This is a genomic window from Nonomuraea diastatica (assembly GCF_004349015.1).
Lineage (GTDB): Bacteria > Actinomycetota > Actinomycetes > Streptosporangiales > Streptosporangiaceae > Nonomuraea > Nonomuraea diastatica.
In genome coordinates, this window is the sequence record NZ_SMKP01000209.1 from 1 (window position 1) to 17,597 (window position 17,597).

13 protein-coding genes are annotated in these 17,597 nt (G+C 70.1%); 5 read left to right on the forward strand and 8 right to left on the reverse strand.

Going from position 1 to position 17,597, the window contains the following annotated elements:
- Window positions 1–684: 684 nt before the first annotated feature.
- Together E1294_RS44320 and E1294_RS44325 are read left to right on the forward strand one after the other, a co-directional pair.
- Window positions 685–1,053: a peptidase inhibitor family I36 protein gene (locus tag E1294_RS44320; protein WP_165977826.1), complete on the forward strand. Its 369-nt coding sequence runs from the start codon at window positions 685–687 to the stop codon at window positions 1,051–1,053.
- 75 nt (window positions 1,054–1,128) lie between these two features.
- A complete protein-coding gene (locus tag E1294_RS44325; protein ID WP_132517522.1) occupies window positions 1,129–2,070 on the forward strand; it encodes a hypothetical protein in 942 nt (313 codons plus the stop codon).
- Between the two features lie 819 nt (window positions 2,071–2,889).
- Here E1294_RS44325 and E1294_RS44330 read toward each other — a convergent pair.
- Both E1294_RS44330 and E1294_RS44335 read right to left on the reverse strand, forming a co-directional pair.
- Window positions 2,890–3,981 (reverse strand): Kelch repeat-containing protein, encoded by a 1,092-nt coding sequence (locus E1294_RS44330; RefSeq protein ID WP_132517524.1) that lies wholly within the window; start codon window positions 3,979–3,981, stop codon window positions 2,890–2,892.
- A gap of 66 nt (window positions 3,982–4,047) precedes the next feature.
- Window positions 4,048–4,848 carry an NADP-dependent oxidoreductase gene (locus E1294_RS44335; protein ID WP_132517526.1) on the reverse strand — a complete coding sequence of 267 codons (801 nt, stop codon included), beginning with the start codon at window positions 4,846–4,848 and terminating at the stop codon, window positions 4,048–4,050.
- On the opposite strand from E1294_RS44335, the gene E1294_RS44340 reads away from it, so the two are divergent.
- The gene (locus E1294_RS44340) at window positions 4,829–5,806 is read left to right on the forward strand and encodes a helix-turn-helix transcriptional regulator (protein WP_246083716.1); all 978 of its coding nucleotides are present in this window, start codon (window positions 4,829–4,831) and stop codon (window positions 5,804–5,806) included. The two genes, E1294_RS44335 and E1294_RS44340, sit on opposite strands and share 20 nt — an antisense overlap.
- Window positions 5,807–5,837: 31 nt before the next feature.
- Here E1294_RS44340 and E1294_RS53600 read toward each other — a convergent pair whose 3' ends face one another.
- The 5 genes from E1294_RS53600 to E1294_RS44360 form a co-directional block, all read right to left on the reverse strand.
- Window positions 5,838–6,005: a hypothetical protein gene (locus E1294_RS53600; RefSeq protein ID WP_165977827.1), complete on the reverse strand. Its 168-nt coding sequence runs from the start codon at window positions 6,003–6,005 to the stop codon at window positions 5,838–5,840.
- 324 nt (window positions 6,006–6,329) lie between these two features.
- Window positions 6,330–7,598 (reverse strand): TIGR02679 family protein, encoded by a 1,269-nt coding sequence (locus E1294_RS44345; protein WP_132517528.1) that lies wholly within the window; start codon window positions 7,596–7,598, stop codon window positions 6,330–6,332.
- A gap of 23 nt (window positions 7,599–7,621) precedes the next feature.
- Entirely contained in the window at window positions 7,622–11,758 is a 4,137-nt protein-coding gene (locus tag E1294_RS44350; protein WP_132517530.1) for a TIGR02680 family protein, read from the reverse strand.
- Window positions 11,758–12,909 carry a TIGR02678 family protein gene (locus E1294_RS44355; RefSeq protein ID WP_181958651.1) on the reverse strand — a complete coding sequence of 384 codons (1,152 nt, stop codon included), beginning with the start codon at window positions 12,907–12,909 and terminating at the stop codon, window positions 11,758–11,760. The genes E1294_RS44350 and E1294_RS44355 overlap by 1 nt, the downstream gene beginning before the upstream one ends.
- On the reverse strand, window positions 12,906–14,438 hold the full coding sequence (locus tag E1294_RS44360) for a TIGR02677 family protein (RefSeq protein WP_132517532.1): 1,533 nt from the start codon (window positions 14,436–14,438) through the stop codon (window positions 12,906–12,908). Before E1294_RS44360 ends, E1294_RS44355 begins: the two co-directional genes overlap by 4 nt.
- Before the next feature lie 561 nt (window positions 14,439–14,999).
- On the opposite strand from E1294_RS44360, the gene E1294_RS44365 reads away from it, so the two are divergent.
- Window positions 15,000–15,209: a recombinase family protein gene (locus E1294_RS44365; protein ID WP_220448294.1), complete on the forward strand. Its 210-nt coding sequence runs from the start codon at window positions 15,000–15,002 to the stop codon at window positions 15,207–15,209.
- Window positions 15,210–15,677: 468 nt separating this feature from the next.
- On the opposite strand, the gene E1294_RS44375 is transcribed toward E1294_RS44365, so the two are convergent.
- The gene (locus E1294_RS44375; RefSeq protein ID WP_132517536.1) at window positions 15,678–16,151 is read right to left on the reverse strand and encodes a MarR family winged helix-turn-helix transcriptional regulator; all 474 of its coding nucleotides are present in this window, start codon (window positions 16,149–16,151) and stop codon (window positions 15,678–15,680) included.
- Window positions 16,152–16,263: 112 nt separating this feature from the next.
- On the opposite strand from E1294_RS44375, the gene E1294_RS44380 reads away from it, so the two are divergent.
- Complete coding sequence (locus tag E1294_RS44380) at window positions 16,264–17,346, forward strand: epoxide hydrolase family protein (protein ID WP_132517538.1); 1,083 nt, start codon at window positions 16,264–16,266, stop codon at window positions 17,344–17,346.
- Window positions 17,347–17,597 lie beyond the last annotated feature (251 nt).

A 17,597-nucleotide genomic window follows, 5' to 3' on the forward strand; every position in this document is an offset into this window, starting at 1 on the left:
GTGATGGTGCGGATTGTGGTGATCAACCCGTCTACCAGGAGCTTCTTCATGTCACCGGCCGAACGCCGGCATCGCGATCACGCTGTTACCCGGGGTATCCGTAGGGGAGGTTGGAAAAGGTTCAGTGGAACGGCCGGACGCGCACAGCCTTGCCGACATTCTGTCGCTAGCGCCATGGATGAAGCTCGAAACGTATTTCGACCACCTTGCCGTCGTCTCTCACCACCTTTTACCTGGTCAGAATGACGTCTGTCGCGAGCGCCTCGCAAGGTCTTCCCGTTCTTCAGGGTGTGGGTGCTATGGCAGAGACTTTCTAGTAGGTGACGCTACCGGGCCTCGTGCCCGCGCCGGCAAGCCACGACGAGCGTACGAAGAGCTACGTCACGGCTTCACCTCCCACTATTCTGGGCGCACGAAAAGGGCTCATTGGATAGGTCCTGGCGGGGTGGAAACGGGGAGGAAACAGGGGGTCGCGTTGAATCTCTTGTAGACGCGGTGTTAAAAAAGCGTCGAGTCTGTGCCTAGGTCTGATGTGCCGATGTCGGGTAGCGTGGCGAGTGCCTGACGATAGGAGTCGGATCGGAGGGCGTGAAGCCAAGAGAATCGCGCGCTGGTTCGGCCCTGTCTTGAGGGCTACGGTACGGACAAGTGTTGTGGCGAATCAATCGAATTGGAGTATGTCACGTGAAGCGTAAGACCACTCTCACCGTAGGCGCCGTATTGCTGAGCGCCGCTGCCCTGTTCGGTTCGAGCGCCACGGCTCAGGCCAGCTCGGCCGCCACGCCATGCGGCACGTTCTGCCTGTTCCAGCATGACGAACACAACTTCTGGGGTGGAAAGTACGTGTTGTTCTGGCCGGACGGCACCTGTAAGAACGTGGATGGCCCCATGAACAACAGCGCGAGCTCGATGATCAATGACACGGGCCGGTCCGTAAGGCTGTATAACAGCGCCAATTGCGCGGGGGCGGTGGGTTACACCGCCAAGCCCAACAGCGAGGACGAAGACTTCAGCAATAACGGTTTCGACAATAAAGCGAGCTCCCTCAGGTAGTCGCACGGGTAGGGGCGGAGTGTGCACCCGGCGCCACCGTCGCCGCACTCCGCCCATGTCTGATAGGAGCTCAACGTGTCTGTTCGGCTGACGAGCGCGGTGCTGGCACTCGTCATCGCAGCCGGTGGCTGCTCGGCGGTCACGGCGAAATCCCCCACTCAACCGGACGAGACGACAGCGTCTGCTGTACATGTTCCGCTCCCGGGTGAAGAGGCTCAGCAACTCGTCGTCCCCTTCGACGCCTACAACTTCTCCCCGGCTGAGATCGTGACGATCGAGGCCGCGGAGGATCTCCTCATCCGTGACTGCATGCGCGGCCAGGGGATGGAGTGGAACGTTGTGCCCCTCCCGGACGGGGAGGACATCGAACCGCAGAACCGCCGCCGTTACGGCGTCATCGAACCGCAGATCGGCCGCCTTTTCGGCTACCACACGCCCTTCGACCGGCCATCGGTGGCGCAGTACAACGCGGCACGGGACGACCGAATGAAGCAACTGTCGCCTGCGGCGCGACGGGCCGCCTATGGCGATCCCGCCGAGGATGCGGACGGCTGCTCGCAGAAAGCCCGTCAAACTCTTTCGAAGGACACCCAGAATATCGACGCGTCCTTGTTCAACTCCCTCATCAGCCAGACGTTCGACGAATCTCGGCGCGACGGAGATGTCGGAGTGGCATTTCGCGCATGGAGCGCATGCATGAGAGAGAAGGGGTTTCATTACCCGGACCCGCTCGCGGCCGTCACCGACGAGCGGTGGATGAGCGCCGGGAGTCCCTCCCGTCATGAGATCACGGCGGCGCAGACAGACGTGTGGTGCAAAGAGAAGACCGATCTCGTCTCGATCTGGGCCGCGGCGGAGAAACGCATTCAGCAAGATGCCATTCGCGCGAACGCGGCGTACTTCCGGACACTCGAGATCAACAAGGATCAGCAACTCGAGGCCTCCCGCCGAGTCCTTGCCCGCGCCACTCGATTCGAGGGTGGTGCCGGCATCGGTGGTCAGCACGAGCGAGAGTGAGGGGTTCGGGGCGGTCCTGACTGACGGCGGCCATGAGAGGGCGTCTGAAGCGCGAAGTTGGTTATTGATCGCCAATTGCGTGTATCGCCAGGTTGCAGCGGATTCGCTGGCTATGCGGCGGAAGGCCGATCCCGAATCGCTCACAGAGCGGGGCACGTCGTGAGGTGGTGTGCCCCGAGTTCAAAGGATTCGCGCACGAGAGCGTCGGCAGCATGTCCGCAGACATAGGAGAGTTGTGGCCTTGCCTCACGGTCGCGATGGGTGTCCCAGTTGCCGGGCACCCGCAGCGCGTCGCCGAACGCCTCGCTCAGACGGCGTATGTCTGTTGGAGCCGTGCCGCGTCGGCGCGGCCGGGACCATGCCGTCGTCTCCACGGTGCGGCAACGGTACGACCGGGTCACAGGGGGTTTCTCCTCTCACAGCCAGGGGTGAGGTTGAGTGGGTGGTGACGTGCAGGTTCCAGCTGAGGCCGGGCGGCGCGAGCTTGTGGTCGATCCAGACGATCGTCGGGTCGCCGTCGGCGTTCAGGGTCATGGCCAGTCGTTCTCCGAAGCGGTGTCTGACCTGAGTAAACACCGCCGAGATCATCCCGGCCATCTCCCCGGATCATGGTCCTACGGCTGCGTACGAGCGCTTTTGGCTGCCTACCAAGGTCCACCAAAGCAGAAGACCTGCGGCTGAGAAGCCGCAGGTCACGGGCCGAAATGCCTGGTGGAGACGCGCGCCCCGGCAGATTCGAACCTGCGGCACCCGCTTCGAAGCCACCGCCAGATCACGTCGCCCCAGCCGGTCATCGTCTGCCGGGCCGCTCTTTCCCGGTTACGAGGCCGCCTGACGCCCGACGGCCCTCGGCCGGTAGGCGTCGTTGACGTCCACGGGGGCCGCGCCGCCCGCGGTACCGCCGCCGGGGATGTAGATCGTGCCGCCCACCGCGACGGCGGCGGTCCCGTGCCGGGGCACCGGCATCGGCGCCAGGCGCACCCAGCGGTCGCGCGCCGTGTCGTACGCCTCGGCCTCGGCGAAGACCGTGTTCGGGTTCGTCCCGTCGTGCCGTCCCTCGCCGCCGAACGTGTAGATCTTGCCGCCCACGGCCGCGGCGGCGATCCCACCGCGGGCCGTCGGCATCGGCGCGCGCTCCGACCAGCGGCGCGAGCGCAGGTCGAGCGCGTACACGGTGTCGCGCACGTTGACCTGTCCCCGGTCGCGGCCGCCGAGCACGTAGAAGGTCGCGCCGACGATGGCGCCGCCGACGTGGTCGCGCGCCTGCGGCAGGCTCGGCAGGCTCTCCCACCGGCCGGTAACGACGTCGTACGACGATACGAGGTCCACCGTGTCCTGCAGGCCGCCGGGGCCGGGCGTCAGCGTGCGCATGCCGCCCGCGAGATAGATCTTCGTCCCGCGTACGCCCATCGCGGCGCTCCCCCGCTCCATGCCGGCCGGCATCGGCGGCAACGGTGTCCACCGGTCGGTACGCGGGTCGTACACGAAGCCGTCACGCAGGGCCTGCCACGACGCGCCGCCGGACAGCCCGCCGAGCACGTAGATCCGGCCACCGACCGTCGCCACGTTGGGGTGGTTCATCACGACGGGCAGCGGGGCCGCCTCCGACCAGGTGTCGCGCCGGGTGTCGTAGACCTCTGTCCGCCCGGTGGCGGCGACGCCGCCGGCCGGGTTGGGGACGATGCCGCCGATGACGTAGACCCGGTGGCCGAGCGCGGCGACGCTGTGCTCTTGGCGGGGCCCGCCGCCGATCGCCGCCCGAGGCTGCCACCCCTTCCCGTAGGTCGGTTCGGCCGCCGCAGGCGTCGCGCCGGGTGTCGTGGGCGTCGGGTGGCTGGGGTGCGCGTGCGCAGGCAGGCTGGGGCCCGCTGCCAGGACCGCGCCGAGGAGTAGGGCGATACCGCGTCTCATGATTCTCCTTGCCTTCATTGGTACGGGGCCTTCGGTGGTCCAGGGAGTAGAGGGGTGCGGCCGCTGTCAGGGCACGAGCACGAGCTTGCCGGTGACCGCCCCGCCTGCGATGACCTCGTGCGCCTTGGCGACCTCCGCCAGCGACAGCACCTGGTCGACGTGCACGGTGAGCCGCCCTTCGACGACGAGTGCCGTCAGCCGGGCGAGGTCGGGAGCGGACGGGTGCACGACGAGGACGGCGTGCCGGATGCCGAGCCCGGCGATCCGGTCCGGCGTGATTCCGGTGTTCTGTGGGTAGGCGCTGACCAGCAGGCCGCCGGGGCGGACGACGCGGGCGGATCGGTCGCCGTACGCGCCGCCGACCAGGTCGAGCACCACGTCGACCGGGTCGATCTCGGTGAAGTCCCGGGTCCGGTAGTCGACCGGCTCGTCCACGCCGAGGCGGCGCAGCAGTTCGTGCTTGCCCGGGCTCGCCGTGGCGACGACGTGGGCGCCGCGGGCCTTGGCGACCTGTACGGCGAGGTGGCCGACGCCGCCGGCGGCACGGTGCACCAGGACCCGCTGCCCTTTCTCGACCCGGGCCAGGCCGACGAGGCTCTGCCAGGCGGTGAGACCGGCCATCGGCAGGCCCGCCGCCTGCTCGACGCTGAAGTCGGCGGGCTTGGGCACGATCTCGTTGACAGCCGCGAGGACGTACTCGGCGTAGGTGTTGCCCGCGCCGGGCATGGCGAGCAGGCCAAGGACCTCATCGCCGGGGGCGAAGGCGGACACGCCGGGGCCGACGGCCTCGACGACGCCGGCGACGTCCCAGCCGAGCGTGAACGGCGGCTCGCCGAGGAGCGGCAGGGTGCCCGAGCGTACGTGCACGTCGACCGGATTGACGCCGATCGCGCCGGTCGCGATCGAGGTGGACCTCCGCGAACTCGCCGCGTTCCTGAAGACTCGCCGCGCCCGCGTCCGGCCGGCCGACGTCGGCCAGCCCGCCGGCCCCCGGCGCCGGGTGCCCGGGCTGCGCCGGGAGGAGGTCGCGCAGCTCGCGGGCTTGTCGGCGGACTACTGCACCGAGCTGGAGCGCGGGCGCGGCGCCCAGCCGTCGGCCCAGACGCTGGCCGCGCTCGCCCGCGCGCTGCGGCTGGAGGGCGACGAGCGCGATCACCTGTTCCATCTCGCGGGCCGGCCTGTCCCGGCGGCGCACGGCCCGACCGCGCACGTCCAGCCCGCCATGCTGGCCATGCTGGACCGGCTGGCCACGACGCCCGCGATGATCATCACTGACCTGCACGAGACCCTGGTACAGAACGACCTGGCCGCCGCGCTGATCGGCCGGCACCCGATGAGGCGCGGCCCGGAGGCCAGCTACGTCTACCGCTGGTTCACCGACCCCGCCGCCCGCGCGCTCTACCCGCCGGACGAGCACCCGCACCATTCCCGGGTCTTCGTGTCCGACCTGCGGGCGGTCGCTGCCCGGCGCGGCCGCGACGCCCACGTGGTGCGGATGGTGTCGGCGCTGCGGCGGCGCAGCGCCGAGTTCGCCGCCCTGTGGGACGCCCATGACGTTGCGCTGCGCCGGGCGGACCACAAGCGCCTGGTCCACCCGGCGCTGGGGATCATCGAGGTGGACTGCCACAGCCTGTTCAGCGAGGACGGCCGCCAGCGCCTGCTGTGGTTCACCGCGCCGCCCGGCAGCCAGGGTGCGGCCCAGCTGGAGTTGCTGTCCGTCATAGGCACCCAGGACATGAACCTCGACGCCTCGCACGTGAGCCTCGACGCGACGGAAGCGAGCCTCAGCGGTCCGGATGTGGGCGCGGACGCGCCGACCGGATAATCGGCGGCCGCGTCGCCGGCGGGCCGTGCGCCTACAGCACCTGGTCGCCGGTTTCCGGCAGCGCCGCCATCGCCGACACGTAGATCCAGATCGCCATCGTCCCCAGCCCGTCAGCCCGCATGCCGGTGGCCCTGCGGTCGACCGTCTCGGCGTCGTCGCGCCGGGTCCCGTCCGGCTGGTGGCTCTCGGCGCACCGCACGTCCTCGGGATTTGGCTGGCCAGACCCCCGCTCGACCATGCCACCGCCAGCGAATCATCCCGGTTCTGGGGCGCGGTGATGAGCGACCGCCGGGGGTGGCTCTGTTCGTAGGCTTTGTCGAACTCGCGGGCGAACCGGGGTGACAGGGCGAGATCGACCAGCCGCTCCTTGAGAGTCCCGGCCTGCTTCATGACATCCATAACGGCGCCGTTTCTTCTTCGACCTCATGCTCTTGCCGGGCTTATCTGGTTTCTTGGGCCTGCGTTCACGGGCACCCCAGGCTTCCCCCGTGCCGCAGATCGGGAAGGGGGAGGGCGGGCGGTGTCATCTGGGCCTCCAGTGCCCGCCACGCCTCTTCGGGACCAGGTCGGCGATCAACTCGGCAAGCACGAGTTCCTCCTCGACCCGTACGCCGCGTCGCTCCATCGCCACGGCGAGCCCCGGATTCCAGGGGGTCGGGCGGGCCTGACCGGACAGCGGCGCCGACGAGGGCACGGCTTGGTAGGAGGCGGCGTCGAAGCGCCACGGCAGGAACCCGAGCCGTTCGTGGACCGAGGCGGCGATGGCGATCCCGCCCCAGTCGAAGTCGCCGTGGTAGGCGAACGTCGCGCCGCCGGCCGCGAGGAGGTCCAGCAGCCGCCAGACGGCCGTCGACGGCCGGCCGCCCCCGCAGACCAGGGGCGGGCAGGAGGCTCCCAGCTCGTCGGCCGCCGCGGCCACCACCACTGGGTTCTCACAGATCCTGACCAGGCCGGCAGGAAAGGGGGACTCATGCCGGCGGAGCTGGCGCAGGGTCAGCACGCACGGCTCGCCCGCCGCTCTGGCGGCGCTGAGCACACGTCCGGTGGGGGAGCGGTCGTCACCCGGCAGCCCCAGGCAGAGCACGAGTGAGGACAGGTCGTCGAGGTGCACGCCGACCGCGGCCCAGGCCGAGCGGCGGGCGTCCGCGCCGCTTTCGCCCGCGTACGGCAGGCCGGACAGGGCGCGTGCCGCGGACAGGGCGAGGGTCGCGAGCGGGCGTCCTTCGTCCAGACCGTGTGCGTCGCCACAGGTCTCGGCGGCCAACCTGCCGAGGGGCGTGCCCGGCGACGGCAGCCGTTCCAGCACGGCGCTCAGCCGGTCGAGCAGGGTACGTGCCTCTCCGGCCGTGGCGGCGAGCCTTCTGACCAGGCCGGTGGACTCCAGCCACGATCGCCACCCGGACAGCTCGGGCCGGTCGGCGATGAGCGCATCGAGCCTGGTGAAAGCCCGTTCCCAGGCCGCCGTCCGCGCAGCCTTCTCGCCGGACAGATCCCGGATCGGGCCGCGCAGCCGGACGACGGCTTCGCGCAGCCCGTCCGCGGTGACGCCACTGGCTCGCAGGATGCGGTCCACCTCGTCCAAGGAGACCGACAGTGAGGAACCGGCTCCCGCGCGGCGGCCGAGCAGCACCTGGGCCGCCCGGCGCTGGGCCGGGGTCGCGGCCGTGAGCGTCACCGTCCCGGTCAGTGGCTTGCCCTGCTCCAGGCGGTGGCGTGTCCGGTCGACCAGCCAGGCGATCTCATCGCCGCCCAGCAGCCGCACCAGCCTCTCGCTCGCGCCGTCGCCTGTCACGGAGCCGTCCGTGTCGCCGCCGCTCAACCGGGCACACCGTCCTCGTCCATGCCGAACAAGCCGTCCTGCCGCACGGGGGGTGCGGGGGACAGCGCGGGCACCGTGCTGGCAGGGCGGTCCACCCGCCGCCGTTCGCGCCCGTCCCACCGCCAGGGCGTCACCAGTACGGCGTCGATGCCGTCACGGCGCGACAGCTGGCAGATCGCCAGGCCGGGGACCTGCGGGTAGCAGCCCCACTCGCGCTCGCTGGTCATCGCCACGTCCATGTCGAACGTGGCCAGCAGGCCGAGGCACTTGGCCCGGGAGTCGTCGTCGACCCCGGCGAACGCCTCGTCCAGTGCGACCAGGCGCGGCGCGTGCGGGTTGCCCGCGGACTTGTAGTGGGCCGAGGCGGCGGCGAACAGCGGCACCGATGCCGCCAGCACCCGCTCGCCGCCGGAGGCTGGACCGGTCGCGGCTCGCCACTGCCCGTCCTGGAGCCGCTGGATCGCGAACTCGTGCCAGGTGCGATAGTCCAGCGCCCTGGTCAATGCCTCGGTCCAGCCCGCGGCTGGATTGTCGGCGTGTTCGCGGGCGATCCGCTCCTGCAGGAACGCGCCGACGGCGGACCGGTCGGCGGTGGACCAGGCATCCACGGTCTGGCGGAGCTTGCCCCTGACCCGGTCGAGCCCGTCGGGGGCGTTCCTGGCCGTCTTCCAGATCAGGCGCAGCCGCATGCCGGTGGAGGTGGGGCGGGATTCCAGCTCGGCGTTCATCTCCTGGACCTCGGACTCGGCCGCGGCGATCAGCTCATGTAGCGTGCCGGCGACCTCGTTGAGCAGGTGGTTCTCCAGAATCTCGCGTTCTTTGGCCGACAGGAGCTGAGCGCGCTGCTCGGTCTCTTCGGCCAGCGCCCCGGCCAGCTCGGGCATGTCCCTGGTACGGCCCTGGAAGACCACGTCCACGATCATGACGCCGTCGCGCAGAGTCAGCCCGACGGAGTGCCCGTGTCTCGCCATGGCGTCCGACAGCAACTTGTGCTCCTCGGCGACCTTCTTCTGCACCCGATCCCAGGGGCCGTCGCCGTCGTCCACGGCGTCGAGCTCGGCGTTGACCGTCCTGGCCAGGAGCACGGCGGGCGTCGCCGCCCATTCGCCGCCCGTGTCAGGCACGTCCAGGTCGGCGAGCGCGACATTCAGCAGGCCGGTGGCGGCGAACGACTGGAACTCGCGCACGGCGGTGTCGCGTGCCGTGGCCGCCTCCTCGATCTGTTTACGCAGGTTGTCGCGCTCGCCCTCGGCCTTGCCGCGCTCTTGCAGGGCCTTCTGCTCGCGTCGGCGAGTGGTGCGCTCAGCGATGGCACGCTCGCTCAGCTCGCGCTCCACCTGGTCGAGCCGACTGAACAACTCCTCGACCGCGGCGCCGGCGGTCGCGGCCAGGGTGCGGTACGCCTCGGCCGCGACGTCTGCCTCCTCGCCTGCCTTCGCGGCCAGTTCGGTGGCATCGTCGAGCTGCTCTTTCGTCCGGCCGAGCTCCTCTTCGGCGTCCGCGGCGCTCTCGCACGCGTCGCCCCAGGCATGTACGGCGGGCCACAATTGGGCCAAGGCCAGCCGGTAGCGGGTGAGTGCGGCCTTGACCTCGCCGAGCGGGCCGAGCTCGGCGGGCAGGCCGACGTCCGCGGCGAACTCCTCGGCCCGGATGCCCGCGTCCCGGAGCTCGTCCTGCCGGTCGCGAAGTAGCTGGGCCGCCGCGGCATGCGCGGCGTCGATCTCGTCCCGCCGTTCGTACGCGGTGGCGCGCTTGACGTGCGCCTCCCGCAGGTCGGCGTCCGGAGGCAGGCCGTGGTGTTCCGCGGCGAGCCTGTCCCGGCGCGCGGCGAGCGACTCAAGCCGGCCGCGCAGGTCGTCGATTCGCCGATTCGCCTGGTCCAGCTCCCTGCGAAGCGTCGCCAGCCGGGTCCGCCGCGCTTCCTCTCTAGCGCCCTCGCCGATGTAGCGGGCCTCAACCTTGTGCCACGATCCGGTGAGTACGCCGTTCGCCCACCGGCCGTCCACCGCCACCCACGCCCGGCGACCGTGGCCGGATCCGAGCCCGATGCCCGACAGCACGGCCTCCACGGCGCCGTCGGCCAGCGCCGCGGCCTGTGGATCGGCCCGGTCCACGGCCGGCCGCAGGACGGCGACGCAGGATGGGCCGGTCAGCGGCTCGCCGGCCACGACGACGGTGTCGTCCCCGGCCAGCAACTTCCCGTCCGGCGTCACCCAGGCATCCAGGATCCCGGCGGCCTCCAGCGCCGCCTCCAGCCCGGCCCGATGGTCGGCAGGCAGGGCGCCGGCGAAGTCCACCACCTTCCACAGGGGCGCGCCGGGACGGCCGGGGCGGGTGGCGGGGTCGCGCGTGTGAGGTGGAGGCGGCGTCTCGTGGCCGCCTGCCTCCAGCCGTACGATCTCCTCCGACAGGTCCGCGGCGGCCTGCGTCGCCTCCTCCAACCCGGAGTCCAGCTCAGCGCCCAACCGGCCGAGAGCGTCGGTGGCCGCTCTGGCCGCGTCGCCCACGGCGCTCGCGGCCGGGTTGGGGCCGTCGGTGGAGGCGGCCCAGGACTCCAGCGCCGCGATCACCTCATCGGGATCGTCCAGCCGCAGCTCGACAAGACCGGCCAGGTAGAGGGTGTACTCCTGGACGAGCCCGGCGACCGCTCCGCCCACCGCCTCCTCCGCGTCGGCGACGCGTTCGGCGACGGCCTGCGTCTCCGCGGTCAGCCGCTCCACCTCGGCACGCGCGGACCTCATCCGCTCCTGAGCCTGCCGCACGCCGTCAATGAGCCGCTCCAGCTCGCCGATCGCCTGTTCCCGACGGTCCGCCAGCTCCTCCGCCGCACGCCTGATCCGCGCCAGCTCCGGTTGGTCGGCGGTGATGAGGTGATCGGGCTCGGACGGTGCGATGCGGGCGGTTTCGGGCTCGCATCGCGCCGCACGGGCGGCCGACATGGTCAGGTCTCTCACCCGGCCGAGGTCGCGGCCTGCCGCGTCGGCCTTGTCCCGGGCCGTGCGGGCGCGCTGTTCGCGGCGCTGCGCCTCGCCTGTGAGGCGGTCCCGTTCCTGCGCGCAGCGGCGGGCGTGGTCGGCCAGCCGCTCGGCCTCCTGGCCGGTCCGCTTGAGTCGTTCCGCGTCACGCATTTCCGGGCTCTGCCGGAGGGCGTCGCGGCGCGCCTCCAGCAGGGTCCGCTGTGCCTCCAGCTCTTCCAGCACCTGCTGGGCCGCCCCCAGCTCCGCCTCCGCCGCGGCGTGGCGACCCTCGGCCTCGCCGAGGTCGCGGCCCAGATGCTCGTAGCGGCTGTGTGCCAGTCGCGGTACGGCGGCCTTGCGCTTGGCCGCGATGGCGGCGTACCGGCGGTAATGGACCAGGAAGCCCGCCGCCGCCTCGCGCGCCTCCGCCAGCCCGCGCAAGGCGTCCCGCTCCTCGTCCAGGCCGCGAAACGCCTCGGCGACCGTGGCGATCAGAGCGGGACTGAGCGGCGGCAGTGCCTCGGTGAGGGCGCGGGACAGCAGCTTCTCATCCGGCTTCTTGGACAACTGCGGCTGGCGTAGTTGGATGAGGAGGTTCACCAGAGCCTCGTAACGGTGCTCGCCGAGCCCGAACAGAGCCTCGTCCACGGCCCTGCGATAGTCGGCGGCCCGGTCGTACACCATGCCTCGGCCTTCGACGGCGTCACGCAGCTTCTCCCGGGTGAGCACCACTCCGGTGGAAGAGAGCAGACGGAGCTCCGCGCCGACGCGTTGCGGGGTGAGGAAGAACCAGTGCCGGACGATGCCGCGGTCCTTGACCGCCTTCAGCCCGCACCCGATCGTACGGAACTCTTCCGAACCGTCTGCCGCACGGCGGCCGAACTCCATCCACGCGTAGCCCAGCCGCTCGGGATGCGGGTGCTTGCCGCCCAGCAGCAGGTTCCACTCCATGCGCTTCTGCCGGTCGCCGTCCGGTTCGACCCGATGCGGGGCCAGCTCCCCGTCCAGCAGGAACGGCAGCGTCAGGGCCAGCACCTTGGACTTGCCGGTGCCGTTGTTGCCGCGCAGCAGCAGGCGACCGTCGTGGAAGTGGAACTCCTCCACGTCGTAGTAGAACAGGTCGACAAGCCCGGCGCGCAGCGGCTTCCAGCGTTCGGAGGTCGGGGAGGGCGGCATCATTGTCCTTTGATGACGGGTTCGTCCAGGGCGTATCGAGCGATGGCGGGCAGGCCTATGGCGGCGTCCTCGGTGACGCGGACCAGCCGCAGCGCCGTGAGCTTGGCAAGTGCCCCTGACAGCAGCCCGTCCTCGGCCCCCGGCTCCGTCACGCCCTTGCGCCAGAAGGAGGTGTGCTCACGGGCCGCCCGCCGGACGAAGGACTTCAACTCCTCCATCGTCAACTCGCCGTGGGCGGCCAACTGCTCGGCGACCAGCAGCGTCACGTGACCGTCGGTGCGCTGCTCCGGCATGCGGACGTCGGTCAGCTCGTCATCCGGATCGACCATCGCGATGCCCTCCGCGCGCACCTCGGCCACCAGCCCGGTCGCCTCCTCCAGGCGGCGGACGATGGCATGCCGCTGCGAGGCCAGGTAGGCGCGCTCGGCCTCGTCGAGGTCGGCGAAATAGATCACCGGGTCCTCCAGCAGCTTGCGGGTCAGCCTGCGACGCAGAGCCTGGTTGCGCAGGTCGTCGGTGTCGGCGACCGGCTCGGCCGTCAGCTCGGCGAGCCGGTCCTCGAACGAGACCGCGGTGACCGTGGACGGGCCCCGCGTGCCGGTGAGCAGCGCGGCCAGCACCGGCCTGCGCACGTCGTACAGCACGTCGCCGGTCGCGGACAGGTAGGCGTCCTCGTCGCCCGCGACCCTGCGCAGCACTCCCCAATCCAGCAGTGTGCGCACCACGGCCACCAGGTCGGCCCGCTCGGCGCGGCTGTCGAGGGTGAAGTCGAAGTCCAGCTCGGGTTCGGCCGCGGACGACAGCACCTCCTCCGCCAGCCGGCCGAGCGTGGTCTGCGTGTCCGCCCGTTCGAGCGTCGCCAGAGCCAGGCAGATCAACACATAGCGGCGCCGACCGTATGGCTCTCCCGCCTTGCCTCGCGCTGGATGGGTCGCGTCCCGCGTGTCGGGGGCGGTCTTGAACAACCGCGCCGCACCCGAGTCCACGGCCAGCCGCCAGCCGGTCTCGCGCGAGAGCCAGTCGCGCAGCTCGGTCACGTGCCGGCGCACCAGCACCAGCGCCTCGGGGTCGCGTTCGGCGGTCAGCAGCGGCCTGGCCAGCAGCGCGCGCAGCGCGGCCCGCCGCTGGGCCTGGTCCTCGTCAGAGATCATCGCGCCGCCATCAGGTCGGTGATCTCTATCACGTGCTCGGGTCCGGTGAGCACACCGTCCTCCGTACGGATCTCCGCCTGGCCCCCGTCAGCGACGAGCGTCAGGCGCACCTCCATCGAGCCGTCGGCGCTCACCGTCTTCACCTCCGTCTCCCCGGGGCGGCGGGCGGCGAGCGCGTCGCTGAGCAGCCCCAGGAACAGCCGGAACGCCCGCTGATCGAGCACGTCCAGCTCCGACAGCAGGACCGGGCCGCCGGTCCGCAGCGCCGCCCGGGCGGCGGCCGTCTCGCTCGCCTCCCGCTCGGCCTGCTCCAGCAGCAGCCTACGTGCCTGGGAGCGGTCGGCCACCTTGTTGGGTCTGCCGCGCCGCTCATAGGAACCGGTACGGCGAAGCTGTGGCGAGATCCTGATCGGCGGGGCCTCCGGCCAGGGAACCCCGGACCCGACCTCGCGCCATTCCTCCAGGGTCGCGGCTGTCACCGTCAGGTGCCGGGCCGGGGTCAACCCGAACGCCGCCCGCCACAACCGATGCGCCGCCTCCTCGTCGGGCGCCTCGGCGAACCAGCGCGCCAGCGTACGGAAGTCCGCGGACCGATCGGAACGACCGGATCGCCGCTCGTTGAGCAGCCCGACCGCATCGATGAGCTGCTTGATCGCCGTGATCGCCGCCTGGCGCAGCAACCGCGCCTGCGACGGTCGACCGGCGCCCGTGGAGACGAACCAGTCCTGGAGCCCGCGCCAGCGATTCGACCAGGAGGCGAACGCCGCTTCCTCGGCTCTCCCGTACGCCTCCGCCGCGTCCTCCTCGTCGGGCACCGCGTCGGCGGCCTCCCGCCGCGCGGCCAGCCGCAGCAGCCGATCATGGTCGCATTTCTCCAGTTCGCCCAGGAGCGTGGCGATCCGCGCGCCGGAGTTGGCGAGGTCGGCGATGAAACGGTTGATGTAGTCGATCAGCCGTTCCTTGTAGGCGATGAACCCCGCCACGTCACCGTCGGAGAAGTCGATCGCGCGCCGCAACGAGGCCATGAACGCCTGCGCGTTGTCGGCCAGGGACGAGAACCGATCGGACAGGGACAGCAGCAGGAGGTGCACGCGCGCCGGGTCGGGATCCGGATCATGAGCCAGGGCGGCCAGCGACTGCAACTGCTCGGCGATGTCTCCCAACGCCACCGACTGCAGCGCCCCGCGCTTCCCGATGGCATCCTCGTAGAACGCGATCGCCTGCTCGGCAGCCTGCCCCGCATGCGTGAGCTGGAACAGGTACCGCTTGCGGTGGAAGTCCTCCACGCTCGTGACCCTGCCGGTGTCGGCGTCGGCCCGCAGGTTGCCCCATTCCCGGAGCTTGTCCAGCGCCTGCGCGAGCGCGTCGTCGTTGTCCCGCCGCAGCTCCGCCGCCACGTCCTCGGGCCGCAGATGCACGATGAAACGTTCCTTCGCGCGCGCGAAGGAACGCAGGATCTCCCGGTAGAAGGTCGCGTTGGGCGCGCTCAGGTGAGCGAAGGGCTGATGTTCGTGAGGCGGGAAAGCCATACAGACAGTTTCCCTGCCCAAAGGGGGCGCCGCGTCCCATTGTGGGGGATCGGCCCGAGGAGATGAAAAAAGCTTTCCGCGCGGCCACGTCACTCGTGGCAGCCACGCGAGGTCAGGGCCGCTTGTCGGACAGGTTTCGCAAGCAGGACCTCGCCGCAGCCGACATCACCGACCTCCGCCCGCGCGGACGCGCCTGCCACCACCCATGTCTTCGAGTTCGGCAGGCGCTCGCCCACCACACCCAACGCTCTGCGGGTCCAACTCGGCGCCTGCCGCAGCCTTCCGCTGCCCTTCGCCTGGGACAAACTCATCAATCCCGACACCAAGGAATTCACCGGCCCGGAGCCGCCCCAAGATCTCGCGGACGCCCTGCATGGACGCTGGGTCGAGTTCGTTAAGACCGGTGATCTCGCCGGATGGACCCCCTACAACACCACCGACCGCCCGGTGATGACGTTCCACCGCGGCAACCAGCCGGGCAACACCATCGTGCCGGACCCACGCCGTGACGAGCGCGAACTGTGGAAGGACGAACTCCACCCGAGCTGACCAGCACAACACATGCTGTCGGTCTCCGGCGTTGGCGAAGCGCGCCGGGGCCGGCAGCTCATCCAGATCCGCATCTTCGCCGACAAGAAGTCCGGCGAGAACGCCGAACCCGAAGAGCTCTGGAAGGCCCTGGACCGGCTGCGCCCTGGCGACACCCTCGTGGTGTCTTTCCTGGATCGGCTGGGGCGCTTCCTGCAGGACCTCATTGCCACCGCAGAATAGGGATCATCCATGGTGATCTTGCGGGCGAGTGAGACGTTCCCACGGGTGTGGTGTACAGGTAAAAACGTCCGTAGGGACCTGCGAGGCGCGCCGCCGGCGCCGCCCAGACGGTCCTTTTCTCCGCCCCGATGGACACGTCGCCTGGGTCGGCATCGGCGGGGACGACAGCGCGCTGGCCGCCGCTGCGCGCCGGGCACTCGCCTCTTCCCACCGCACCGTGGCCGACCAGAGGCAACGCCGTTCAGGTAGGGCTTGCAGCTGAATAAGCCGCAGCTTCCGGGTTTCTCGGTCGTCGCTGTGGTTTGGGCGTGACGCAGGAGCCGGTCGAGCTCGGCGTACCCACGCCAGTCCGAGCAACAGCACGCTGATCTATGCACCGTGATCATCTCCGACTGAGGCCCAGCCGTAGTGTTGTTTTGGCGTCTCCTGGCGGCGGGCCTTCGAGCAATTCTTGGGTGCGCTTCCCGGTCAGAGCTCATCGGGGGTGCCGGTTCGCCGGTTGTGGTAGTCCAACAGCCTGGACAACAGTTGGGTCAACCGCTGTCGCTCCTCGAGTGACAGCGGAGCCAGCAGTTCGTCCTGGGTTTCGGCCAGTTGCTTCTCCAGTCGCCGCAGCTGCCGCTTGCCCGTGGTGGTCAGCGAAATGATGTTGCGCCGCCGGTCGGAGGGGTCCGGAGCGCGGTCGACCAGCTTGCGATCGGCGAGTTCGTTAATCGCCGCGACCATGTCGCTGAGGTGGATGCCACTACGGCGGCCCAGCGCGGCCTGGCTGGCCGGGCCGAACTCCTCCAGCGTCGCCAGCAGGCGGTAGTGGTAGCCGCGCGCCTGCACCGCCGAGAATCCGTCGCCCACCAGGCGCTGAGCGTGGCCGGCGGTCCGCGTGAGCAGCCAGCTAGGCAGGCTCTCCCACCTGGCAAGCGTCTTCTCGGATGGGTTCTCCATGTGACAAGTGTAACGAATCGTTAGAGGCGCAAACGATCGTGATATCGTTCGGGCATCAAACGTTTGCGGTATGAACGTTTGTCCGTCGAATGAACCCTTCGGAGTTGAGAGCATGATCAAGCCGTTCCGCATCGACATCCCCCAGGCCGACCTTGACGACCTGACCGACCGGCTCTCCCGCACCCGTTGGCCCAACGAGGTCGCCGACGCCGGGTGGGACTACGGCTTCCCGCTGGCGCGGCTCAAGGAACTGGTCGAATACTGGAGCGCCGGCTACGACTGGCGCGAGCACGAGGCCAAGCTCAACGAGCTTCCGCACTTCACCACCGAGATCGAGGGCCAGAACATCCACTTCGTCCACGTCCGGTCGTCGAAACCGGACGCGCTCGCGCTGATCCTCACCCACGGCTGGCCCGGTTCGTTCCTGGAGTTCCTCGACGTGATCGATCCACTGTCGCGCGACTTCCACCTGGTGATTCCGTCCATCCCGGGTTACGGCTTCTCCGGGCCGACCCATGAGCGCGGCTGGGATATCGTCCGGGTCGCGCGGGCCTGGGCTGAGCTGATGCGCCGTCTCGGGTACGAGCGCTATGGCGCGCAGGGTGGCGACTTCGGTGCGGGCATCTCGATGGCGCTCGGCGCGGAGGCACCCGAGCAGGTCGTCGGGGTACACGTCAACTACCTGCCGACCCGGCCGGACCCGGACGCCGACCTCGAGCTGTCCGAAACTGATGAGGCCCGGCTGGACAAGGTCAGGCAGCTGATGGCGAATCGTCCGCCGTACCAGGCTCTGCAGGCCCTCACCCCGCAGACCATCGGCTATGCGCTGACCGACTCGCCGGTCGGTCAGCTGGTCTGGATCGCCGAGCGCTTCGCACAGTGGACGGACCCTCGCTCGCAGATCAGCGACGAGCGGATGCTCACCGACATCTCGCTGTACTGGCTGACCGTCACCGCGGCTTCCTCGGCGCGGCTGTCCCGCGAGACTCCGCGGCGGATCGAGCCGTGCCCGGTACCGGTCGGCGTGGCGGTGTTCCCGCACGACATCACCCAGTCGGTACGACCGCTGGCCGAGCGGCTGTACGACATCAGGCACTGGTCGGAGTTTGAGCGCGGCGGCCACTTCGCCGCGATGGAGGTACCGGACCTGCTCGCCGAGGACATCCGCGACTTCTTCCTTGCCCACATCAAGTGACACGAACGTTAGGTGGTCCAACCACTTGAGAGGGCGGTTCGCGCGTTGATGTCCCTTGTGATCGCTTGTGCTGCGAGAGGAGGGCTGGTCACGGGCTCGTGGCTGGGTTACGGACGCTCGCGCAGCCGTTCGTAGGCGGCGGGCGGGGTGAACGGGCAGCCACGCTTGACCGGCAGTTCCGGGTCGGTGCGTTCACCGGTAACGCTGCTCGGCATGAAGGGCCTCCTGGTAGGGGATCGGGCTGGATCTGT